Source organism: Terriglobus sp. (genome assembly GCF_965201105.1).
In the GTDB taxonomy this organism is placed as follows: Bacteria; Acidobacteriota; Terriglobia; order Terriglobales; family Acidobacteriaceae; genus Terriglobus.
In genome coordinates this window covers 1,333,846-1,357,811 of the sequence record NZ_OZ241741.1, presented here as the reverse complement: position 1 = coordinate 1,357,811, position 23,966 = coordinate 1,333,846, and the positions used below count along the sequence as shown (strand labels likewise).

Sequence of the window (23,966 nt, the reverse complement as noted above, 5' to 3'; positions counted from 1 at the left end):
TCCAGCCCATGCTCTCCGCGCACCATGCCGTGCACCAAACCGCATCCGCCACATTTGGCGGGCTGAACGCGCTGGATTGGGCGCTGGTCGTGTTGCTGGGCGTGAGTACGGCGATGGCATTTCTGCGCGGCCTGATCCGCTCGCTTGTCTCCGCTTTTGGCGTTCTGCTGGGAATTGTTCTGGCCGCGTGGTACGCCCCGGCTCTGGCGGGCGGCCTGAGCCGATGGATCCCGCAACCAGCACTTTCAGAAATCTCGGCGTTTCTGCTGATCCTGGTTGCGACCTACCTGACCGCCGCCCTGCTCGGCCGAGTGCTGCGTGGCGCGGCGCACGCGGTGGGTCTCGGATTTTTCGACCGCCTGGGCGGCGCGGCATTCGGATTTGCCCGCGCGGTCCTGGTATTGGCCGCAGTGCTCATTCCTGCCGGGCCGTTTCTGGGCATGGTGCCGTTTGCGCGCGATTCGATACTTTTGCCCTATTTGCAGACTGCCGCGCATGGGGTATCCTTCGTGATGCCGCAGGACTTTGGAATACGACTGCTGGCCGGCACGCGCCACCATGGCGCAGGCGCGGCGCAGCGCACCACCGCAACACAGACCACGGTTGAGGGAGAGGCACAGTGAGGCGTGAACTGGACATGCTCGTAGGGCAGATGCATGCAAGCGGAATCTCGTACGAAGAGGGCGTCCGCGAATTCAAGCGCCGCTTTCTGCTGCACGTGCTGACGAATCATCGCGGCAATCAATGCAAGAGCGCGACTGAATTGGGCATGCACCGGAACACCCTGAGCCGCACCTTGACCGAACTCGACCTGGACACGTCACAAATCCGCAACGGCATGAAGCGGCCGCCGCGTTCCGAGCGCCTTGCCAAGGTACAGTCGATCAGCAGCGCCCGTTAGTTCCTCACAACGTCTAAATTGTTGATGCATGCACCTCCTCCGCGTTCGGCGATGCTGCTGCGGCTGGCTGCCACGCTCGTGCTTGTCACGGCGCGTTCTTCGCCAGCACAGCCAGCAGGTGGGGTCGCGTCCGGGTTGGCTTCGACGGCTTCGCAGGCCGCTCCACCGGTAGCGCAAGGCGTCAAGCCGGCAGCTCCTCAACTTCCGGTCTTTGTTGCAACGCCGGTTTCGCCCCATCAGCGCAGGCAAGCGGCGCGTTTCTACGACCATGGTGTTTCAGAGTTGCGGGATGGTCACTACGAGGACGCTGCGCGGGCCTTCGCCTTGGCCATTCAGGACGATCCGACTCGTGCCGGCTACTACCAGGCGCTTGAGGTTGCGCAGGAAGCACGGGTCACCGGCTTGCTGCAGATCGCAGCTCAGGAGAGGGCGACCAACCCGGCGGCCGCGGACCGCCTGTTGGCCCAGGCGCGCGGCATCGACCCTACAAACCCGCGGGTGACGCAGCGCGAGGCCGCCGGGTCTCGTCCAGAATCGTCCGGCGCGTTGTCTGGACTCCATTTTGTCCCGGCAGGCGCGATTGTCGCGGAGCCGAACCGTGCCGTCCTTTCTTTCCACCAGAGCACGGACACACGGGCATTTGCCGCACAGCTCGGCGCCTCGTATGGGTTGCGCGTGGCCATTGATCCCGACCTGCAGAGCAGGCCATTCCGCATCGATCTGGATAATGCGGATTATGCAACCGCGATGAATGTGTTCGGCATGCTCGCGGCAGTGTTCCCGACGGCACTCGACCAGCACAGCATTCTGATAGCGGCGGATACCGAGCAGAATCGCAAGCGTTTCGAACACCTGCTGGAAGAAACGGTGCCGCTGCCGGGCTACAGCGCCGAGCAAATCAACGAAGTGGGCACCATGCTGCGAACTGTCTTCGATTTGCCGGATGCGAAACAGGTGCAAAGTTTGCCGTTGCTGAACTCACTCGTGATTCGCGCGCCTGAAGATACGTTGCAGGCGATGGATAAAGTGCTGGCCGATCTGATCGACAGCGGCAGCGAAGTCACCGTTGACGTGAAGCTGTACAGCGTCGATAGCACCAAGGTGCGCAACGTGGGCGTGACGCTTCCTACTTCACTCACCCTGTTTTCGGCGCGTTCCGAAATTCAGAATGTGCTGAACAGCAACGCCTCTCTCATCCAGCAGTTGATTGCGAATGGTGTCTTACCGGCGAGCGCGACACCGGCGGAAATTGCGGCCTACCTGGTCTTTGTCGCGGGCCTGGGCAACGGCAGCATTTTGCAGAACACTTTGTTTCTCTTTGGCGGCGGTTTGAGTTCGCTGACGACCGGAAACGGCAATGCGAATAGCTTCGGCATTACGCCAGTCGGTGTGGCGACCAACTCATTTCCGGCACTCAACCTGGCCCTGCAAACATCGCAGGCGATCACGCTGGATGACCTGGAGCTCCGCGTGGCGGATCGCCAGACCGCAATCTTCAAAGCTGGTTCGCGCTACCCCATCCAGACCGCAATTTTTAGCGGTAGCAGCAGGACGACCTCGACCGGTTCGCTCTCGTCGCTGCTTTCGCAGTTCCTGGGCAGCACAGCCGCGAACTCGCTGACTTCGGCGCCGACGATCCCGCAGTTTCAATACGAAGACATCGGTCTGACGGTAAATGCGACGCCGCGCGTGATGAACCAGAATGAAATTGCAATGAAGCTGGAAGTCAAGATCTCGGCCTTGTCCGGCAACTCCATCAACGGCATTCCAATCCTGGCAAGCCGTGACTTCTCCTCTTCGCTCTCATTGCGCGACGGTGAGACGGTTGTGATGGCGAGCCATGTTCTGAACAGCGAAGCCGCCGCTGTGAATGGCATCCCCGGCCTTAACTCGGTGCCCGGGCTGCGCAATTTAACCAACCGCAACGACAACGATTCACACACCACCTTAGTGCTGCTGGTTACGCCACACATCGTCCGGCATGCGCATGACCTGCGCCGAGGAACGTATGTGCCGGTCCAGAATCGTCCCGACAACGACTAAACCATGCGTGTCGTGCTGGGCGCTGAAGCCGTTCTACTGAATGGTGTTTGGGACTGATCCGCTCGCAGCACAATACGAGAATCGCTGAACCACCGCTGCTGCTTTCGCAACGGTTCATATTGGACGAGAACTGCTGTACTGCAACTACGAATCATCCGCATCGTTTCGGCATACAACGCAGCTCATTCCAAGGTAGGGTAACCGCGACAGTTTAAGAGAACAGGGGCCGGACAGCGTGCTGTCCGGCCCCTGGCTTGCGTTAGCTGTTGGTTATTGCTGGCCCTGGTAGGGGGTGAGGGAGCTGCCGGTTTCGAGGGCTCCGATGGAGGGTGGTGTGCGGAAGGGTTTTCCGCTGTAGTCGTTGGGGATGGTGGTGAGGGTGGTGCCGGCACCGAAGGCGGCGCCGCCACGGGCGGACAGGGCGAAGTCGGGGTAGCCGTAGAGAGGCACGGTTGCCGAGTTCAGGCCGGGGTCCAGGCACAGATTGCCGGCGCCGTTGTGGTCCGTGCAGCTGTCCTTGACCTGGAAGTAGACGTTGTTGGTGTTGAACGAGCCGGGGTTGAAGAACACGTCGTTGGCGCAGCCATAGGCGCCGTCCGTGGTCCAGTAGTGGTGGCCGTCGCCGGCCGCGCTGCAGGCCGCCGGGGTCGGATAGGTGCCGTCCACCACAAGGATGTAGTTCGCGGCGGGGTTGCCGCGGATCGGGTCCGGGTTCCCCACGAGGATGTTGTCGCGGAAGTCGATCCGCGCCGTGCTGTCGCAGAAGCCCGCCGAACCGTCGCACTCATAGCCGAGCAGAAGTGCGCCGTTGCCGGCGATGGTGTTGTGGCGGATGGCGGTGGTGGTGCCGTGGCCGGCCGTCATCAGGACCGCCTGGTTGCCGGCGCGGCAAAAGGTGCTGAGCTGGGCGTTGTACCCGGCCGGCGTGCCCGGGATCGGGTTGCTCATGGCCTTGCAGTTGCCCACGATCACGCTGTCTTCCAGCGTTCCCTGGGATCCGCCCACCTTGACCTGCTGGCCCATGTTGCCATAGCTCAGCGTCCGGGTCACGGTCATGCTGGATCCGTTGCCGGCCAGGTGCAGGGCATCCAGACCGTCCTGGGTGTTGTAGGCCACCGTGCCCTGATCGAAGCGCGCCTGCCAGCCCGGGTTGCTGAGCACGGTGGCGGTGCCGAAGCCGTCGCCATAGCCGCCCGAGCTCTGGTCGCGGCAGTTCCGGTACGGCAGCTTGTCCACGAGGGGGTACTCCTCGCCGCAACCGTTCCACAGGATCTCGTAGTTCTGCACCAGAAGCGATCCCGAGCCGGTCCTGCCGTCGCCGGCATCCGCGTTCCATCCGCCGCCGCCGTTGCCCACCAGCGAAATATAGGTGAACACGGAGCCGTCGCCGCTGGGGCCGTAGAGGCCGAAGTTCTCCATGCCATGGATGCGGAGGTCGGTCAGCGTGAGGTGGTCCGCGGTGTTGGCGATCGAGATGCCAACGCCGGCGAAGTCCTGGCCGCCGCAGCTCACCACGCAGTCGCTCCGGTCGGAAATGTCGAAGCACTGCACGTCGGTGTAGCTGTTGGACAGGTAGAACGCCGATCCCACGCCCCAGCCCGCCACCACGGGCGTGCGCGCACCCTGCGCATGGCAGCTCTGCCAGTTCTCGCCCAGAATGCGGGTGTGCTGCGCTGCCGTGCCCGCCGGAGGCGATGGCATGCCCTGGTACGGGTCACTCTGCCATCCGCGGAAACAGGCCTGCCCCCTCCCATCCAGCGCCGGGTCGCACGCCGACGAGGGCACCGACCAGCCGACGCGGTAGGGCGTCGCACCGCTCGCAATGCTGCCGCGCAACAGGTATGTGTCCCCGCCCTTGCCAATCCAGCCCCGCGCCGGAAAGGAAGACTGCTGGTCGTTATCGTAAGCAAAGCTGCCGTCCTGCCACAGCAAACGCATGTCGTTGAAAGCGCAGTGCTGGTTCACACCCTTGCCCGGGTACGCCGCATCGCCCAAACCATCGCACTGCCCCGTCGAAACGTTCGCCGAATACCGCGTTCCACCGTCCGGACGCACATACCACGTCGTCTGGCCGGTCGGGTTCGCAACAGGAGGAGGAGCAGCGACAGACGCAGCCGCGATTGTGATGGATGCAGTCGCCGTTTGCGTATCGGCGCGTACTGCATCCTTGACGACGAGTGTGAAGGATGAGGTGCCGACCGCCTTCGGCGTGCCTGAAATTACGCCGGAGGTGCTGCTCAAGCTAAGGCCTACCGGTAGTTTGCCGTTCTTGACACTCCATGTGTAGCTGCCGGTGCCACCAGTTGCCTGCACGGTAAACGCGTACGCCTGGCCTACGGTACCGTTGGCGGGATTGGACGATTTAATGATGAGCCCGTTCTCCGTGACAGTAAGCGTTACGGAACGGAGGGCCTTCTTTTGGGGCTGGCTTGCGTCGGCAACGACCAGCGGCAAGACGTACCGTCCCGGTTTTTTCGGTGTTCCCGAGAGCACGCCGGCGCTGGATAATTCGAGCCCGTCCGGCAGGGCTCCCGCCCCGGCAACCCAGTTGTACGCAGGCGTACCGCCCGCGGCTTCAAATGCCGCAGAATATGGCGCACCAAGCCTGGCCTTTGGAACAGAACGAGTACTGATGACAAGAGCGGGCTTTGCGCCGGCGTTTACACTTTGAGCGTCGCTTGCAGCGACGCCGGTAAGTAGCAACAAGAATGCAATCGAGGATTGCACCAACGTACTCCGTAAATTCAACGTTTTCTCCATGCGTAAGTCAAAGCGCTTGCGCGCATAAATGGGTGTACTCACCAAAGGCAAGTCATCGGTTCAACCGTAGTTGTCTGGAGGAGTTCTCGCTGGACATCAGTACATCTCGTCCAGCTGGTTTTGGGTTCGTGGACCCGTGAATACGAAGTAACGATTGCCCGAACCGCAGTCGCGAAATTTCGCAGATTGGGAGTGGTTGGACAAGGCGTAAGCAATGTATGCAACGGACCGGACCACTTGTGAAATCACACAATGGTGAAGCGTCTATCACTAATGTTGAAGCGTGTGTCACCAAGGTGTTAGGTTTTCCTGTTGCGGCAGCAAGCTCCGATAGCCATACGGAACGAGTGCGTTCCTGCTTGCGCTTCTCGAGAGCGCAAGCACACGGCGAGACACTCGCTCGTTCCACCGCAGTGGAATGCATGCTGATTTGTAAAAGGGGGACAAACCAAATCTTCCACTTTCAGATGTGCAAGTACCCTGCCAATGCAGATGTGTCTTCAAGTTGCGTCCCAATATCGCTCATCGTCTGCAAATTGCAGACAACACTACGCTTGTACGAGCATCGCGATTTACGCCCGGGTTGATTGACACAGGATGCAAGCCGTGTTGCGAGGTATTGAATTTCTCCGTTTCGGAACTTCTTTCCGACAGGCTCCGCCCCATGCTGCCAGATGGCTACTCACAGGCTGTAAGCTGCGCATCCCCGCGTACACTGTCGACGTCGTGAGCGTGATCTGCTCCATAGCGACGGCCTTGCGAACCAGGCGATAGTTGTGCCCATTCGCGTGTGTGCTGGAGATTATCGTTCCGCCAGGGCCTCCGAAAAAATGCACGCAGGGCGGCCCGCAAAAAGGAGCTTGACAGGTTTCTGTGGCGACCACTACCGTTTTGGCGCTGCCATGTATACGAATTCATGCGTTGCCATGCGGCGTTTCGCATTGTTGTTTTCGAGAGAGGCCACACCTATGGGTTCACCTGAAAGAAAGACGTTGCCGCCGGCAGATCTGATACGGGGCTGGCTTTTCGCGATTTTCCTGCTTGTTTCGGCGTGCGGCGGATCAGCCATCGCGCAAGTCGATCAAGGCACGATCACGGGCACGGTCAAGGACCCGTCCGGGGCCGTGGTCCCGAATGCCCAGGTGACCGTCACCAACGTGGATACTGCATTCACCTTGACGGACAAGACGGACAGCAACGGCATCTACACGTTCTCACCGTTGAAGATCGGGAAGTACACGGTGAAGGTGGTTGCGCCTGGCTTTACAACGAAAGAGCAGGAGAACGTGCAGCTGCACGTGGGCGAGCGCGCGGGCGTGGACGTGGACCTGAGCGTAGGTAATACCGACACGGTACAGGTAACCACCGAGGCCCCGCTGCTGCAGACCGGAGACGGATCAACCGGGCAGGTGATTGAGGCGCAAACGATCGTCGACACGCCGTTGAACGGCCGCAACTACGTGTTCATCGCGCAGTTGACAACCGGTATTGCGCCGGCCAACGGATCACGTGGTGGCGGCGCCGGCGACTTCAACGCCAACGGACAACGCGCCGAGCAGAACAACTTTCTGCTGGACGGTGTGGACAACAACGTCAACGTGGTCGATTTTTTCAACGGCGCAAGCTATAGCGTAAGGCCGCCACCGGAGGCGCTCGCCGAGTTCAAGGTGCAGACTGGTGCATATAGCGCGGAGTTCGGGCATTCCGCCGGCGCGGTTATCAATACGTCGGTCAAGTCAGGCACCAATAGCCTGCACGGATCGGCATGGGAATACATCCGCAACGATGCCTTCGACATTCACGAATGGTCCTCGTTCGGCAATCGGACCGTGCCCAAGTATCGCCAGAACCAGTTCGGCGGCACTGTGGGGTTTCCTGTTTTCCGGAACAAGCTGTTCCTGTTTGGCGATGCGGAGGCGAACCGGATCATTTTCGCTGAAACCGGCACCTACACCGTACCGACGGCCCTGATGCGCCAGGGAAACTTCTCAGAGCTGCTGAACCCGGCGCTCACCGGCACAACACGTGTCCAGCTGGTGCAACCAAACTCAGGCAATATCGCGCAGCCGATCGCCAACAACACGCTGTTGCCCAATCAGATCAACCAGACGGCACTCAAAATCCTGAATCTGTATCCGCTACCCAATCAGGTGATCAATGGGCGCACGGCAGTCAGCAACTATTTCAGCAATCGCAACGCAGTGAATAACACGACGCAGTTCGACGTTCGTGCCGACTATAACGCGACGCAGCATGATCAGGCGTTCGTACGTGCCAGCTACTCGGACACTCCCGGGAGCCGCTCCGCTCCGCTTGGCCCAGTTCTGGACGGCGGCGGCTTCGGCGACACCGGCACCATCATCAACTTCAGTGAAGCGTTGGCCGCCAGTGAAACGCATGTGTTCAATCCAAACCTGGTTAATGAAGCGCGCTTCGGCTACAACTACGGACACTTCGGGTTCCTGCAACCGAACGGCACCAACACGGGCCTGCCGGCGAGCATCGGCCTTGGCGGCATTCCGGGCGGCCAACAAAACGGTGGGCTGCCCAACGTCAGCGTCAGCGGCATATCTTCCTTCGGCTCGCCTACGTTTGCGGTCACGGATGAATACCAGAACGTTTACCAGATTCTGGACAACGTGACGAAGATCGCCGGAAACCATAGCCTACGCATGGGCGTGAACTTTCAGCGCATCCGCTTCTCCACGACGCAGCCAACACAACCGCGCGGCTCCTACGGGTTTACGGGCAAGTTCACCAGTGCGCAGGGCTCGCCCACGGTGGGCGGTACAAGCTATGCCGGTTATGGCGTTGCTGATTTTCTGACGAACAATATGGACACAGCGGCCATCTCGAACGTGTTTACGTCGGACGATGTGCGCTGGATTCGCGCGGCTTACGTGCAGGACGATTGGAAGGCGACGCCGAACCTGACGTTGAACCTGGGTCTGCGTTACGAGTATGCGCAGCCATACCTGGAGCGCCACGACAACCAGGCCGCGTTCATCGTCAATACACTGGCGCCGGGCGCGGGGACCGGTTTTTACCGCATACCGCAATCCAAGAGCGGCGTGCCGTTGGCCGCAAGCTTCACCAACACGCTGGCAGCCAACCGCATCGCGATCCAGTACTCCGGCAACCGCTTCCTGGTTGAGTCACAAAAGGCAAATTTCGCGCCGCGATTTGGTTTGGCGTACAAGATGTCGGACAAACTGGTCGCCCGCTCGGGATACGGCATCTTCTACGGCGGGCTTGAAAGTGCGGGCTACTATCCGAACTTGGGCGAGAACTACCCGTTTGAGTTTGACTCGACCTACAACTCGCAAACGCTGTACGGTTCCTGCAACGTTGGGAACTGCCGTAACAACGGAATCACACTTGAGAACGGGTTCTCCGCAGCCATCGCAGCGGGGCTGCAGAATTCTGTATCCAACCCGAACCTGCGCGGCTCCGATCCAAAGATCAAGACGCCGTACAGCCAGCAGTACAACCTGTCGTTCGAGTACGCGGTCGACGCCAATCTTTCGGCCACCGTCTCGTATGTAGGGGCAAACTCACGCCACCTGGTCGTCTTCCCGGACCGCAACTCATCCCTGGTGCTCGCTGCTCCGGGTGTGAACACTAACCCGTACCAGCCGTTTCCAACCATCGGCGGTAACGCGTACAGCTCCTACGCGGGTTCGTCGAACTACAACTCCTTGCAGGCGAAGCTCGATCAGCGGCTGCGCAACGGGCTCAGCTTCCTGGCGAGCTACACCTACTCCCACGCGCTTGACGATGCGGTGACGCCGCTGAACAGCACCGGCGACTCGGGCTACCGCAATCCGAACCTGATCGGCATTTCCAGCGATTACAGCAACTCCCCGTTTGACGTGCGGCACCGGTTTACGATCAACGGCTCCTACGCGATTCCATACGGTGTGGGCCGCGCTCACGGCAACCATCACGGCATTCTGGACCTGGTGTTGGGAGGTTGGACCAATTCGCTTACGTTCATCGCGCAAACCGGCAATCCTTTCAGCATCGGACCAAACATCACCACTTCCGCGGGGTCGTCAGCGCACCCGAATAAGATCCGAGACCCGTTCGCATCCGGTGGTACTCCTGACCCCGATGGCCCACAGTTCACCTGCCCGACCGGTACGCGCAACACGGTGACGTGGTTCAATCCGTGCTCGTTCCGCAACCCTCCCCGGCTGACGGGCAACCAGACCGTAACAGGTCTCGACGCTCTGCGCTACCTGGGTTCGCCGCGCAACACGGTGTACGGACCTGGTTATGAACGCATCAACGGCTCGCTCTACAAGAATTTCGGCATCTGGCGCGAAGCCACATTCCAGCTACGCGCCGACTACTTCAACCTGCTGAACACCCCGGCATACGCAAATCCGGGAGGTGCGGCGAATACCAATTCTCAAACGGCACTCACGCTTGGCGGAGCCCAGATTACCTCTTCGCGCAGCCTGGGTCAGTTCTATCCTGACTCGCGCTTCTTCCAGTTCGCAGCCAAGATCAACTTCTAACCCAGCCCTTAACCCGCGCAGCCGGAGTCGTCCTCCGGCTACGTTTCTTTGTCGCACTTCCGCGTCAGATCATCAGAGCTGTTCTTCATCATCTTTGAGCAAAAATGAAGGCGCAACACGCAAGCTTCTGCATAGCCGCGAGGCTTCGGTTTTCCGTGAAGGCGATCAACCCCAATCCGTGGCGCACTGCTTTGCTGCTGACTTTGCTATGGCTGCTGCCCACGAGCGGCCGCGCGCAAAATACGGCGCGCACACCTGCAAAGACCCATGCTGCGCAGCATGCAATGTCAGCTGCAGAGGCTGAGCAGTTGCGAGCTGCGCTGAGCAGCTATGACCGTGGAGACCTGGAACATGCCAAGCCCATACTGCTGGAATTCGCGCGGCGGTATCCGGCGAATCTGCAGGCAGAAACAGCGGCAGGCATGACACTTGCCGAATCTGGCGACGTGCAGGGTTCCCTGCCCTTTCTGCAACGGGCGCACGCGCTTGCGCCGCGCGATGCTGACATCAGTGTGAATCTGGCGGTGGCATACCTGAAGCTTGAGGCACCCCTCAAAGCAGTTTCGCTGCTTCAGGATGCCGCTCAGACTGCGCCCGGCAGCGCGCCGGTTCACCTTCTGCTGGCACAGGCTGAGCTGCGTGCGGGAAGGACGGCCGAGGCCACCAACGCGTTTCAGCAGACTTCGGCTCTTCTGCATGCTCAAGGTGTAGAGCCGCAGGCAGATCTCCTACATGACTGGGCCGTCGCTTTGCTGCAATCCGGTCGGCCGAAAGAGGCTGCAACTCTTCTGAGCGCACGGCCCGATGTAGCGAACAATGCTTCTCTGCTGAGCGTTCTGGCCGAGGCCGAAGAAAAAAGCGGGGCATTCCAGCTTGCCGTCGCACACTACAAGAGCGCAGCCGAGCTGGATGGGTCCGAGGCAAATCTCTTTGCCTACGGAAACGAATTGTTGCAGCATTGGAGCTTTCAACCTGCCATCGAAATCTTCCGTTTCGGCGTGGAGCATTACCCGGCGAGCGATCGCATGGAGATGGCGCTTGGCATCGCGTATTACGGAAACAACCAGTACGGCGCCGCCGTTCCTGTCTTTAAAGCGGAGCTGGAGCGTCGGCCGGACTCCGCGGTTGCGGCGGACCTGCTTGGCCGTAGTTGCAGCGCCATCTCTGGAGCGCAGCAGTCCGGCTGCGATGCATTGCGGACGTTTGCACAAACGCATCCGCAGAACGCGCCGGCATCGCTCTATGCTGCGATCGCCATCCTGCACCAGCCGCTGGATCAGCAGGACACAGTTCTGGCAGATACGCTGCTTCATAACGCATTGCGAGCCGACGCCAAACTGCCGGAGGCCTGGTATCAGCTGGGTGTGTTGCAACAGTCCAGGAACGAGTGGCAGGCCAGTGCGGACTCCCTGGTTCAAGCCGTTGCGCTTCGTGCTGATTTTCCTGAGGCGCACTACCGGCTGGCCCGGGCCTACTCGCGCCTTGGCAAGCGCGACCAAGCCGAGCAGCAGATCGCACTGCAGCAGAGATATGCCGTCGAAACAAAGGAAGCAGAAAACAAGCGCATGCAGGAGGTCATGACATTCCTGACCACCCCCAACTAGACGATCTCCATGCCACGGCTCACGCGAAAACGCGGTGCCCTGTCGCCCAACGTAGCTGGTTCGGCGCTGCCGCCGTTTGTACCACCACACCAACGCACCCGGAGAAATCAGCCATGATCTCGCAACGCCTTCGCCACGCCGCTGCCGCTATTCTGGTCTGCATTTCGCTTGCGTCCACCGTGCGAGCTGCGGAGGCGCCTCGCCTTGTGCAGAAAGATGGCCGCCATGCGCTAATGGTCGACGGCGCGCCGTACCTGGTGCTTGGCGCGCAGATCAATAATTCAAGCTCCTGGGCAAGCACGCTGCCACAGGTGTGGCCGGCGCTTGAGGATATGCACGCGAACACGGTCGAGGCACCCGTGTATTGGGAACAGATGGAACCAGCTCCAGGTAAATTTGATTTTTCAACTGCGGACCTTCTGGTGAAGGGCGCTCGTGAGCACCATTTGCACCTGGTCGTGCTGTGGTTCGGCACGTGGAAGAACGGCAACATGCACTATGCGCCGCAGTGGATCAAGACTGACACCAAGACCTATCCACGCGTGATCAATGCGGCCGGTGAACCTATTGACGTGCTTTCCGCACAGTCGCGCAACAACCTGGAAGCCGACAAGCTCGCCTTTGCCGCGTTGATGCACCACCTTGCCGAGATCGACGGCGACGAGCACACCGTCATCATGGTGCAGGTCGAAAACGAGTCGGGCATCGTCGGCTCTCCGCGTGATTACTCGCCTGCGTCGAACCGTGAGTTTGCAGGCCCGGTCCCGGCGGACCTGCTGCAAGCGCTGCACAAGCAGCCGGGCACCTGGCAACAGGTTTTTGGCGGCCGCGCGGACGAGACCTTCCAGGCCTATCATCAGGCCAAGTACGTCAACGAGATCGCGGCGGCGGGCAAGCACGAGTTCAACATCCCGTACTACTGCAATGTGTGGCTCGCTTACCCCGTGAGCGAGTTGCCGGAGCGCCAGGTGCCCAACCCCGGCATCGGCTGGCCATCTGGCGGCCCGGTGCAGCACATATTGCCGCTTTGGAAGGCGCTGGCGCCCTCGATCGATCTGATCGGTCCGGACATTTACTCCGACAACCGGCAGTTCTACACGTCCGTTCTTGACACCTACGCCCGTCCTGACAACGCACTTTGGATCCCCGAGACCGGATACGGCGATTCGTATGCGCCGTACCTATTCCTCGCACTCGGCAAGGGCGCGATCGGCTTTTCACCGTTTGGCGTGGACCGTACCGGCTGGACGTGGCCGCCTGCGGGGGCGGGTCAGCACGACCTAGATCCGAGCAAAATCAGTCCACGTGCGCACACTGCAAACTACGAACAATTGGCACCGATGGCGCGGGAGGTAGCGCGCCTGAACTTCGAAGGCAAGCTGAAGACGGCGGTCGACGCCGCTGGCATGCCGGAGCAGGAACTGGATTTCGGCCCATGGAAGGCGAGCGTTCGCTTCGGCTTTCCGGAGAATGATGGTCGGCCCGCGCCGGGCACGCCCGATCACAGCGGCCGTGCGCTCGTCGCGCAGATCGGTCCGGATGAATTTCTGGTGACGGGCGTGGAAGCGAGCGTCTTCTTCCACACCGAAGGGCACCTGCCCGGGATCCGATCGCAGATTCTACAAACCGAAGAAGGCCGGTACGAAAACGGCAAGTGGGTGCCGCTGCGGCTGTGGAACGGCGACCAGACCGACCGTGGTCTGAACTTTCACCGCTCTCAGAATGCAGTCGTTCACATCAAGATGGGCACCTTTTAAGCCTTTACGCAGAGCCAGTTTTCGACCGTATGCAAGCGGTTGCTTGCTTCGCCTGCAGCGTTAAGGAGAATGGTAAAACTTTCCCTGCAAGCACGGTTGCAATCGCCATGTGCCTTGCTGCCTTACTTTGCGCGGCACAGCAGCCGTGTTCTCCGGGTATGTCGCAACCGATCATTCTGTCCGGTGATCGGTAGGCCGGGACCGCACGATACAGTGTCAGCATGAACATGCGTGAGATCGCGCAGCGGGCGGGCGTTTCAAGCGCCACCGTCTCGCGCGTGATCAACGGTTCAGCCGCCGTGAACGAGGAGACGGCACAGCGAGTACGCGCGGTGCTGGATGCGGTCAACTTCATTCCAAACCCAAGCGCAACCACGCTGAAGTATGGTCGCAGCAAGACGTTTGGGGTCGTAGTTCCCGATCTGAGCAATCCGTTCTTCTCAGAGTTCCTCGTGAACGTTGAGGATGAGCTGGTGCAGATCGACCACGAGTTATTGCTGACCAGCGTTCGGGATGAAGAAGGTCTGGTGCGCTCCATTCGCCGCATGCTCATGCGCCAGGTCGACGGCGCGGTGCTGATGGGTTCGGAGTATGAAACGCAAGCAATTGAGCCGCTGCTGTTGCGGCGCATTTCGCTGGTGACCATCGACCGCCGTGTCACGCAGGCCGGTTGCAGCGACGTCGCCATTCACCACGAGGCCGGGTTCCTGCAAGCAGTCGCACACCTGAAAGCGTTGGGTCACCGGCGCATCGGTTACGTGGGTGGCATCTCGGGCATGCAAACGTCGACGCTTCGTGCCGAGGCATTCCGGCACGCGATCCGCGAAGCGGGACTGGCGTACCACGAAGACCTGGTGCGAGAGGGAGATTACCGTATCGGTGGCGGAGAAGCCGCGGCCCGGTCGCTGATGCAGATCGCCGATCCGCCCACTGCCCTGCTACACGCCAATGATATGACGGCCTTCGGCACCGCGTTGGGCATTCACCGCCTGGGGCTGCGTGTACCGGACGATGTCTCGCTCGTTGGCTTCGATGACATCTCGCTTGCGCAGGTGGCATACCCGCCGTTAACCACCATTCGCATACCGATCAGGGAGCTTGCACGTTCCTGCATCAAGGCTTTGGAGCGGACCAAGCAAGAGAACTGCGACACGCCAGGGCGTCAGTTCTCAGTCCCCACACAGCTCGTAGTTCGCGAAAGCACAGCACCGCCTCGCAAGACAAAGCGCAAAGCCCCGAGTTCCCGCTCATCTTCGATCTAACGCAGGATAGGCCAAAGCGATCGTCTGATCGGATTAGTTCATTTGAACCATGCGTGTGCTTCAACGAGATGCGTAGGATAGCTCGCGACCGAGGAACGCACCTGACTGCGTGCGCAGAAAACGAGAACCTCGTCGTCCAGATCCACCCCTTGGAGGCATTCGTGAAGGCCTATTTCATCGGTAATGTTCGCGTAAGGCAGAGTGCAGTAAGACAGCTCGCATTCGCGTCCGTTCTTGCTTCGACCGGGCTGTTCGCCGCTCCCGTGTTTTCTCAAGTCGGCACGACCGCATCCGTGTCGGGCTCTGTCACAGACGAGAGCGGCGCCTCACTGGCCGGGGCCGGCGTCACCATTCACAACACGGAAACGGGCATCGACCGCACCACGCAAACCAGCGGGAATGGCAGCTATTCCATCTCGCAACTGCAGCCAGGCCATTACGTCATCACCGTGTCTGAGGCCGGGTTCAAATCCTTCCAACAGCAGAACATCACGCTCACCATCGGCCAGATTGCCGAGGTGAATGCGCACCTGCAGGTTGGAACGCAGCAGGAGCAGGTGACCGTTACCGCCGGCGCACCCGCGATTCAGACGGAAGACGCATCCGTGGGTTTGGTCATCGACTCCGCGACGATCACCGACACGCCGCTGAACGGACGCCTGGGCATTACCGGCCTGCTGGCCCTTGCGCCGGGTATTCAGGCAGCGGGCAGTCAGGATCAGATTCCGGTGTTCGGCATTACGCCGGCCATCAATAGCGGCGCACGCAATGCGTATGGCGCGGTGGGTTTTGTGCTGGACGGTGGAATCAACATGAACGTCGGCCTGCAGCGCCCGCTAGGCGAGGTGCCCCCGCTGGACGGAATCGCCGAGTTCAAGGTGATTACAACGAACGCGCCGGCCGAGTATAACCAGGCGGCGCAAATCATCGTTGTCAGTAAGGGCGGAGCCAACCAGTTTCACGGTACGTTGCTTGAGTTCAATCGCGTCGCCGCCACGGCGGCGAAGTTCTACTTTGCCGGCGCGCAGCGCAAGCCCAAATATATCCGCAATGAGTTCGGCGGTAACTTCTCTGGGCCGATCGTTGTGCCACACCTTTACAACGGCCGGGACCGCTCGTTCTTCTTCTTCAACTACGAAGGCTTCCGGTTGAAGCAGGCCAACAACCTCAATTCCCAGGGGCCGTCCGTGCGGGAGCGTGCCGGCGACTTCGGCGAGTTTCCAAACCTCGTGCTCAAAGATCCGCTCACGGGTCTGCCATTCCCCAACAATATGATCCCGGGTAACCGGATCAACACCGTCGATCAACGTTTGCAGAACCTGCTCTACCCGCAGCCAACCGTTGCTGGAACCGGTACCAACACCTTTGAGGTAGTGCCCTTTTCGCAGTCGGTGAACCGGTACTCCTTCCGTCTGGATCACAAGGCTAACGACAAAAACCAGTTCCGGGCGACTTACATCGCGGGCTTGTATGGACCAAATCCCACCACGGGCGCAACCAGCCGCTTCGGTGGTATGGCCGGCATCGGCGAGCGGAACATGAATACGGTTCTGGGCTGGACGCACATCTTCTCACCAACCGTGGTCGGCGATCTAACAGCGGCGTACCTTCACCTGCCTGTTTTCCGCACGCCGCAGAACGTGGGCACGGATTTCTCATCGCTCATACCTGGGCTGGGGGCTGAGGTGATCCAGGGTGCGCCCCAGATCGCGATCAGCAACATCACCACGGTTAGCGAGCAAGGCAGCAAGGTCCTGGGACAGGACATTCAACTCATCGGCAATCTAAACAAGACAGCCGGACGGCATAACATCAAGGTCGGCTTCTCTTACCTGCATGACAGCACCGCCAACCTTATCGCGTCGGCGCCGCAGCGTGGCGCGTACAACTTCAACGGTCAGTATTCCGGCAATGCATATGCGGACTTCCTGCTGGGCTACCCGTCGTCGACGCAGAAGCCAAACCCCAACACGCAGATCCTGCGCAACGTCTCACACCAGGCGGGTATTTTTATTCAGGACGATTGGCGCGCCACGACTAACCTGACGCTGAATCTTGGCCTGCGCTACGATCTGCAACACATCAACGACAGCCCCACCGGCAACAACGCGCTGTACGTGCCCGACCTGCAGAAAATCGTCATCTTCGGGTCCAAGTTCCCCGCCAGCAACGCTCCCCAGCCCGCGCTTCCAGGCTTTCTGAACCTGCCGATTGTTTTCGCATCGCAGGTGGGGCTGCCTAGCAGTCTGTTCGACTATCTGGGACAGCCAAACAAGAATGTGGCGCCTCGGTTCGGGTTTGCATACCAGGCCATGCCCAAAACCGTTCTGCGCGGTGGTTTCGGGCTGTTCTACAACTTGGTCCCGGAATACTACATCCAGGCGAACGCGTTTGAGAACATTCCGTTCTTCGGCGTGCAGACGTTCTCTCAGCCTGCCGGTGCGCCGACGCTCACGATGTATGCGCCGTTTGGCGGCACGGGTGCATTCGCGTCGAATCCCAACGTAAACGCACAGGCCAAAACCAAGGTGCCCTACGCAGAGCAGTACAACCTGGCAGTCGAGCAGCAGGTCGGTAAAAGTATGTCCGTCCGCATCGGCTATGTGGGTCAGCGCAACCTGAAACAGAACAACTCAGCCGGCGGAAGCCCAAGCATCACACCCGACCTGAACCAGCCTGTACCCGCCCCAGGTCCGGTGCAGCCCCGCAGGCCGGTGCAGCCCTTCGCCAGCATCTTCCTGACCCAGGATCCCATCTTCCACACCACCAGTAACGCTCTGCAGATCGGCGTACACAAGCGGTTTGAAAATGGGTTTCAGTTAAATGCCGAGTACGAGTACATTCGCGTACTCGGGACCGAAAACTTCATGAACCCGATGAACACGAGCGATTCCTATGGCAACATCGGTGGCATCACTCCGCAGACCCTGAACGTCAGCTATTCGTACGTGCTTCCATTCGGCAAGAATCATCGCTTTCTTGCTTCTTCCAGCGGCTTCGTGGATCACTTGGTAAGCGGGTTTGAGATCTCGGGGATCACGCAATATCAGGGTGGCCAGCCCTTCTCTGTGGGTTACAACACCAGCGTGCAGGGCTCGTACAACAGCCGGGCCAATCGCGTATATGGGGTGGCGCTCTATCCGAAGAACAAGACAAAGACCCAGTTTTTCAATCCCGCCGCCTTCTCCGCGCCGGCGCCCTTTACCTACGGCAACTCGGCTTACAACCTGCTGTTTGGGCCGCGGTACCAGGAGTGGGATATCAGCCTTGCCAAAAACACCAACATCACTGAGCGCGCAAGGCTGCAGCTGCGAGTGGATACCTTCAACACGTTTAACCATCCGAACTTTGCAAACCCCAACGCGACGTTGAGCAATACAAGTAACTTCGGGCGTATCACCGGCACGACGGGTGAACCACGCACGCTGGCACTGGGCGCCAAGCTACAGTTCTGATGAAACTCGGCGGGAGTAGAGTAAGCGTTGGCTTTAGTCGCGTCGATTTCACCAGCACCGCAAGCGGGCTACAGGCGTCTTTCACTTCAGGAGCAAACGTGCGCGCCCTTTCATGGCTCATCGCTGCAGTGTCTTTGCTGCCCAATTTAGCTCCGGCCCAGACTACCGCAGCGGTCCAACCAAAACCCGCCGTGTACTACACGGATTCGTCACGCACGGGCAGGCCGTTCGTGAAAGATCCTTCCGTAATCCAGTTCCACGGTACGTTCTTCATGTACTACACCCTGCCGCCGAACCGGAACGTGCAGAACGCGAAGAACGTGGAAGGCAGCGGCTGGGGTATCGGCATCGCAAGCAGCAAGGACCTGATCCATTGGCAAAAGGCGGGCGAGATTGCGCCGGAGCAGCCCGTGGAGCAGGACGGCATTGTCGCCCCGGGCGCCCGCGTCATCCGCGGAGAGGTTCACCTGTTTTACCAAAGCTACGGCCATGGCGCGAAGGACGCGATCTGCCATGCGACTTCGTCCGACGGTTTGCATTTCAAGCACGATGCGTCAAATCCGGTGTACCGCCCGACGCACATGCCGTGGAGCGTTGGCCGGGCAATCGATGCGGAAGTCTTCCTGGACGAACCGACGGGCAAGGCGTTTCTGTATTTCGCGACTCGCGATCCGCAGATGAAGCGCCAGCTGATCGGCATGGCAAAGGCCGACCTGTCCTCCGACTTCAGCGCGGGCACATGGAAAGACGTGAGCATTGCGGGGCCGCTGCTGCAGCCGGAACTGCCATGGGAACAGCTCTGCATCGAAGCACCTTCTGTGATGAAGCGTGGCTCGACTTATTACATGTTCTATGCGGGGGCCTACAACAATGTGCCGCAGCAGATTGGTGTCGCCAGCAGCCCGGACGGCGAACACTGGACCAGGCTTTCCGATCGGCCGTTGCTCGCCAACGGTGCTCCAGGGTCCTGGAACTCCTCCGAGTCCGGGCATCCCGGCGTTCTGAACGTGGGCGGGAAGACGTACCTCTTCTACCAGGGCAACGACGACGGCGGAAAGACCTACTACATCAGCATGGTTGAGATTCGCTGGAAAGATGGCAAGCCTTACGTCAGTACGGATCCGATTGCGCCCGTGCACGCGGATTAATAAGAGGAGCGTAGCTCCTTCGGCCGGGTTTGTTGCATCAGCAGCATGCGATCGGTGTCGCCCGTGGCGAACTTTGCAGCTAAACTTCTGCGGTGGGATCAAGCTGCACAGCGTGAGTGTGCCGAGTACTTCTGCATGGCTTGTATCATCCCTCCGCCAAATGAGCTATCGCAGGATCCTGATCACACTCTCGCAAGTTTCCCTGCTGTCGTTCGGCTTGGCACAGGTGTGCGGCTGCGCTTCAGCGCTTCGGCAGCGTCAATTGGCCCTGATTACACCAACTGCCACGTCCGAGTTATGGAAAGGAATGCACGCGGGTGCGTACCGTGCCGCACAGCAGCACGGTGTGCGGCTGTACTGGAACGGCGCCACCGAGACGGGCGACGTAGAACGTCAGATCCAGATTCTGGAGCAGAAGTCGGCACAGCACGTGCTCGGCATCGTCCTTGTTCCCGCCCACGCCTCCGCGCTCATCTCCGCGGTCGCCCAGGCACAGCGCGCCAGGGTTCCCGTGGTGCTTGCGGAGACTCGCCTGGCCGCCTCATCTGGATTGAACGTGGCTGCCGTGGTGAATGATGAAAAGGCGACAGGTGAACTGGCCGCGAAATTAATTGCGCAACAGATCTCCTCGGGCGACATCGCGGTTGTGGGCGTCGATGCGTCGAATTCCGGCAATCGCGACAGAGTGGAAGCGTTTGAGCAGGCAATCGCGCGTGTCCCACAATTGCATATCGTTGAGAAGTTCTACACCGGGCAGAACGCGTTTACCGGGCCCGAAAGCGACCCGGCGTTACTGCTTACCAGGCATCCGGGCATCCGTGCCATCTTCGCGCCGTCTCTGGAAGGAACCCACATTGCATACGGCTTGCTCCACGGGCGGCAAGGCGGCGAGCGGGTCCGGTTGGTGATCTGCGAGCAGGACGCGGATCAGTTCGAACCTTTACGCCGGGGAGAGATCGATGCGGTGATCGCAATCAACGTCTTCCAGATTGGGTACCACGCGGCACAGCAACTGCTGGCCCACGCCGAAGACGGAGCGCCGTTGCACGACGAAGTGATCCAACCCATACTCGTCACCTCCAGCAACGTGCTCGACCCGGCCGTGCAGAAGCTGCTACGTCCGTACGCGGGATACGACAAGTGAGCGTCACACAGTCTCCACAAAACGTAGGTTTCTGGTGGAAAGCGGTTGCAGGAATACTGCTTGCGAGCACACTCGTCGTCACCTGCTGGGTTCTTCTTCACCGCAACGGCCTGCCATACCAGGATCAGTTTGCGCGACGGTCGCTCGACGGATGGACTCCACATGGTGGCAACTGGCAGGTAGTGGACGGGATCGTGACGAACCGATCCAACGAATCTGGCAGCCGGCTGGTAACCGGGAGCGAAGATATGGCTGACTATCGTCTGAATGCACAGGTGAGACTGACCAATACATATGGCGACGCCGGCCTGGTGTTTCGCATGACCGAATCAGAAGAAGGCACAAACGCCTTCTACGGGTACTATGCCGGCATGCGGTTCCCCGACATGCTGGTGCTTGCGCGCATGGATTATGGCTTTCAACCTCTGCGTATTGTGAAGCTGCCGCAGCCAGTCCGGCCCGGCACGTGGTATCAGCTTTCCGTGCAGGCGAAGGGCTGTACCCTTTCCGTTCAGGCTCGGGATGATCGCGGACAGGTGTTGGCGGAAGCAGACGCTATAGATCAAGACGAGTGCCAGAAGCATGGCAACTTCGGTCTGCGCAGTTTTGCGGCAGGAGGTAGCTGGCGGCATGTGGCTGCGCAGGCACTCCAGTAAGCAGCGACGGTACAGCGGCTGCCTTGGCTCATGGCCGGTCCCCCGGTATGGCTTCCTTGCCGTGCTGCTTGCCTGCGTCGCCTCGATCGGCGCGCAACAGCAGCGACCCTTTGCCGTGGTTTCTATCGCATCGCTGCGCACCGAGCCACTGCCTGCAAGCACGCGAGTGACCGTGCAAGGTGTCATCACGCGAACGGGCAGCACTCTCTACATGCAGGACAGGAGTGGTGGACTCGAGGTCGAGACCTCGTCTACCGGGTCTACATTCCAGATTGGGGATGAGGTACGCATCACGGGCACGCCCACTGAGAACCGTTATTCTTCCCTGCTGCGAGCAGATGACATCCGGCTTATGCACGCGCGCATCCCGGATCCGCCGGTCGCCATCACCCCTGGCATGGGCGCGTCTGGAGCGTACGATCGCCTGCTCATCGACACCGAGGGCGTGCTGCAAGCAACCGTCGAACTGGACGGGCGAACGGCTCTGTTGCTCTTCGCAAATCATCAATTCTTTCTTGCGCAACCGCCTGAGCAGGACATCGATACAGCCCTTGCCGCGTTAAAGCCCGGATCGCGTTTACGCATTCGCGGCGTGTGTGTCATGGGTCAAGAGGCTAGTCCGTACCCAGTCGCGTTCCGTGTCCTCCTGCGTTCCTCACAAGACGTAACGCTGCTTGCCGGACCGCCTTTCTGGACATCTGCGCATATGCTTTGGGCAATCGCGGTCTTGCTGCTCCTGACGTACGCGTCGCTGCGGCTCATGCGCCGGTTTGAACGCTGGCGCTTCGGCCTCATCCTAGATGAGCGCACCCGGCTTGCGCACGATCTGCATGACACCTTGGCACAAAACTTCGCCGGCATCGCGTTTCAGCTGCAGGCAATCCGCAGCGCACTTCGCAAAAAGAAAAGTGGCGAAAAGATCGATGGGCATGTGGAACTGGCCATCGGCATGGTTGCGCACAGTCACGAAGACGCGCGCCGCTCCATCGCGATGCTGCGGCCTGCGCAGCCAATGGAAGGTGGCCTGCTCTTGCAGCTTCGCGAACAGGCAGATCTGCTCACGCGTGGTGGTGAGATTCGGCTAGAGGTCCTGACGTCCGAAGAGCCCGCTCACATCGAACCAGTCGTACGCAACGCTCTGCTCAGAATCGGTCATGAGGCAATCACCAACACTGTGCGCCATGCGTCCGCTTCGCTCGTTACCATCGCTCTGGACGAAACACCTCAGCATCTTCATCTGAGGATTACGGACGACGGCTCGGGCTTTGAGCGCCGGTCCGGGCACGCCCGAGGCTTCGGAATCGACGGCATGGAAGCCCGCGCGGCGTCGTGCGGTGGCCTGGTGACGATCACCTCGGCGGCAGGCCGGGGTTGCACGGTCGAAGCAGTGCTGCCGCATCACGATCCGCGAAAGCAGGTGCGGCATTGGCTCATGTTGCTGCTGAAAGGACGGCCGAATGCGTCTCAACACTCCCCATGGCTCTAATGCCCTGCATATAGCGACGCGCGGGCGCATCCGTGTCGCGATCGTGGACGATCACCCGGCCATTTTGTTAGGCCTGAGCAGCATGCTTTCAGAAGACGAGATGCTTGAGGTGGTGGGCACTCTTCGCAACGGCCTTGAACTGAAGCGTGCTGATTTCCGCGATGGTGCCGACGTCTTCCTGCTCGATCTTCGCATGCCCGGAATGAGCAGCGTCGAATGCATCCGCCTGATCCAGGAACGCTGGCCATCCTCGCATATCCTGCTCATTTCTTCCTTTGAGGTGGATGGTGAAATCATGCAGGCACTCGAAGCGGGCGCTTCGGGGTTCATCGGCAAAAATGCGGACCAGAGCGAAATCGTCGCGGCGATACGAAAAGTCCACACAGGTGCTCAGAGACTTCCCTCTGTCCTCGCGCGCCGCATCGCCGAACACAATCAACGGGATGCACTCTCGCGGCGTGAGCTTGAAGTGTTGCGCGGTGTCGCGAAGGGCTTAACCAGTCGCGAGATCGCGGCACGCATGGGCTTGAGTGAGTACACGGTGCGCAATCACGTGAACAGTATTCTTAGTAAGCTACAGGTCCGCGACCGCACCGAAGCTGCCGTTTTGGCCATTCGGAAGGGACTCGTTCCGCCGGAAGAGTAATCACTCGATCAGTGTTGCCGAACATTACCCGGGCTGGACAGGTATAACTGCCGACTGTGACTGCTTTGACACGGTAAATGCAATACACTCATCGTAGTGGAGTTCGCACTCAATCTGGGATGGGCCGTTCTGACGCTCCTGCTGTGCGGTCTTTGCCTGGCCGCGGCACGGTTTGGCAAGTTGCGCCTATCGCTGCCGGCTGCGTTCGGGTGCACGTTGCTGCTCGCCGTACTTCTGTTTCCGGCCATCAGCATGACAGATGATTTGCAGCGTGCCGATTACGCACTCGAACAACGGGCGCGCCACCTGATTTATCTCGCACCTGTCCCGGTAGATCTCTCGTTCGGGTTGCTGGTGACTACTCTGGTGCTTATTCTGCTGGCGGTGTGCTGCACCACGCGGCTGCGCCTGCAGCTAAGGTTGCGATTCGTCATTGCAGGCATGGAGATGCTGCGAACGGCCACACCGTTACAGGTGCGGCCACCGACCGGCGCCGCAGCAGCCTAGTTTTCGGTTCGCGCCGGATCGCGAGCCCACGAATCCGATCCATCTCCCAATGTCGCAGACATCGTCTGCGCAGG

15 protein-coding genes are annotated in these 23,966 nt (G+C 60.1%); 14 read left to right on the top strand and 1 reads right to left on the bottom strand.

Annotated elements, in window-relative coordinates:
* The first annotated feature begins 8 nt into the window (after positions 1–8).
* The 3 genes from ACOFKT_RS05935 to ACOFKT_RS05925 are packed head-to-tail and all read left to right on the top strand — an operon-like array spanning position 9 to position 2,944.
* Positions 9–623, top strand: coding sequence for a CvpA family protein (locus tag ACOFKT_RS05935; protein ID WP_419806491.1), 615 nt, complete (start codon positions 9–11; stop codon positions 621–623).
* A complete protein-coding gene (locus ACOFKT_RS05930; protein ID WP_419806490.1) occupies positions 620–901 on the top strand; it encodes a helix-turn-helix domain-containing protein in 282 nt (93 codons plus the stop codon). Before ACOFKT_RS05935 ends, ACOFKT_RS05930 begins: the two co-directional genes overlap by 4 nt.
* 24 nt (positions 902–925) lie before the next feature.
* Entirely contained in the window at positions 926–2,944 is a 2,019-nt protein-coding gene (locus ACOFKT_RS05925; protein WP_419806489.1) for a hypothetical protein, read from the top strand.
* A gap of 270 nt (positions 2,945–3,214) precedes the next feature.
* Here ACOFKT_RS05925 and ACOFKT_RS05920 read toward each other — a convergent pair whose 3' ends face one another.
* Entirely contained in the window at positions 3,215–5,671 is a 2,457-nt protein-coding gene (locus ACOFKT_RS05920; protein WP_419806488.1) for a putative Ig domain-containing protein, read from the bottom strand.
* A 1,001-nt stretch (positions 5,672–6,672) separates the two neighbouring features.
* On the opposite strand from ACOFKT_RS05920, the gene ACOFKT_RS05915 reads away from it, so the two are divergent.
* The 11 genes from ACOFKT_RS05915 to ACOFKT_RS05865 all read left to right on the top strand — a co-directional run bounded on the left by ACOFKT_RS05915 (position 6,673) and on the right by ACOFKT_RS05865 (position 23,892).
* Positions 6,673–10,227: a TonB-dependent receptor domain-containing protein gene (locus ACOFKT_RS05915; protein ID WP_419806487.1), complete on the top strand. Its 3,555-nt coding sequence runs from the start codon at positions 6,673–6,675 to the stop codon at positions 10,225–10,227.
* A gap of 284 nt (positions 10,228–10,511) precedes the next feature.
* Complete coding sequence (locus ACOFKT_RS05910; protein ID WP_419806486.1) at positions 10,512–11,831, top strand: tetratricopeptide repeat protein; 1,320 nt, start codon at positions 10,512–10,514, stop codon at positions 11,829–11,831.
* A gap of 113 nt (positions 11,832–11,944) precedes the next feature.
* Positions 11,945–13,588: a DUF5597 domain-containing protein gene (locus tag ACOFKT_RS05905; RefSeq protein ID WP_419806485.1), complete on the top strand. Its 1,644-nt coding sequence runs from the start codon at positions 11,945–11,947 to the stop codon at positions 13,586–13,588.
* Between the two features lie 221 nt (positions 13,589–13,809).
* A complete protein-coding gene (locus ACOFKT_RS05900) occupies positions 13,810–14,850 on the top strand; it encodes a LacI family DNA-binding transcriptional regulator (RefSeq protein ID WP_419806484.1) in 1,041 nt (346 codons plus the stop codon).
* A gap of 263 nt (positions 14,851–15,113) precedes the next feature.
* On the top strand, positions 15,114–18,305 hold the full coding sequence (locus ACOFKT_RS05895; protein ID WP_419806483.1) for a TonB-dependent receptor domain-containing protein: 3,192 nt from the start codon (positions 15,114–15,116) through the stop codon (positions 18,303–18,305).
* A 98-nt stretch (positions 18,306–18,403) separates the two neighbouring features.
* Positions 18,404–19,453, top strand: coding sequence for a glycoside hydrolase family 43 protein (locus tag ACOFKT_RS05890; RefSeq protein WP_419806482.1), 1,050 nt, complete (start codon positions 18,404–18,406; stop codon positions 19,451–19,453).
* 160 nt (positions 19,454–19,613) lie between these two features.
* On the top strand, positions 19,614–20,597 hold the full coding sequence (locus ACOFKT_RS05885) for a substrate-binding domain-containing protein (RefSeq protein ID WP_419806481.1): 984 nt from the start codon (positions 19,614–19,616) through the stop codon (positions 20,595–20,597).
* On the top strand, positions 20,594–21,253 hold the full coding sequence (locus ACOFKT_RS05880) for a family 16 glycoside hydrolase (protein WP_419806480.1): 660 nt from the start codon (positions 20,594–20,596) through the stop codon (positions 21,251–21,253). Before ACOFKT_RS05885 ends, ACOFKT_RS05880 begins: the two co-directional genes overlap by 4 nt.
* Positions 21,228–22,739: a histidine kinase gene (locus ACOFKT_RS05875; RefSeq protein ID WP_419806479.1), complete on the top strand. Its 1,512-nt coding sequence runs from the start codon at positions 21,228–21,230 to the stop codon at positions 22,737–22,739. The genes ACOFKT_RS05880 and ACOFKT_RS05875 overlap by 26 nt, the downstream gene beginning before the upstream one ends.
* Entirely contained in the window at positions 22,711–23,385 is a 675-nt protein-coding gene (locus tag ACOFKT_RS05870; protein ID WP_419806478.1) for a response regulator, read from the top strand. Before ACOFKT_RS05875 ends, ACOFKT_RS05870 begins: the two co-directional genes overlap by 29 nt.
* Before the next feature lie 96 nt (positions 23,386–23,481).
* The gene (locus tag ACOFKT_RS05865) at positions 23,482–23,892 is read left to right on the top strand and encodes a hypothetical protein (RefSeq protein WP_419806477.1); all 411 of its coding nucleotides are present in this window, start codon (positions 23,482–23,484) and stop codon (positions 23,890–23,892) included.
* The last annotated feature ends 74 nt before the right edge of the window (positions 23,893–23,966 follow it).

Excerpts from the sequence above, each read along its gene's own strand:
- ACOFKT_RS05900 (WP_419806484.1), top strand. The coding sequence starts at position 13,810 with ATGAACATGCGTGAGATCGCGCAGCGGGCGGGCGTTTCAAGCGCCACC.
- ACOFKT_RS05935 (WP_419806491.1), top strand. The coding sequence starts at position 9 with ATGCTCTCCGCGCACCATGCCGTGCACCAAACCGCATCCGCCACATTT.
- ACOFKT_RS05915 (WP_419806487.1), top strand. The coding sequence starts at position 6,673 with ATGGGTTCACCTGAAAGAAAGACGTTGCCGCCGGCAGATCTGATACGG.
- ACOFKT_RS05910 (WP_419806486.1), top strand. The coding sequence starts at position 10,512 with ATGTCAGCTGCAGAGGCTGAGCAGTTGCGAGCTGCGCTGAGCAGCTAT.
- ACOFKT_RS05905 (WP_419806485.1), top strand. The coding sequence starts at position 11,945 with ATGATCTCGCAACGCCTTCGCCACGCCGCTGCCGCTATTCTGGTCTGC.
- ACOFKT_RS05885 (WP_419806481.1), top strand. The coding sequence starts at position 19,614 with ATGAGCTATCGCAGGATCCTGATCACACTCTCGCAAGTTTCCCTGCTG.
- ACOFKT_RS05875 (WP_419806479.1), top strand. The coding sequence starts at position 21,228 with ATGTGGCTGCGCAGGCACTCCAGTAAGCAGCGACGGTACAGCGGCTGC.
- ACOFKT_RS05870 (WP_419806478.1), top strand. The coding sequence starts at position 22,711 with ATGCGTCTCAACACTCCCCATGGCTCTAATGCCCTGCATATAGCGACG.
- ACOFKT_RS05925 (WP_419806489.1), top strand. The coding sequence starts at position 926 with ATGCATGCACCTCCTCCGCGTTCGGCGATGCTGCTGCGGCTGGCTGCC.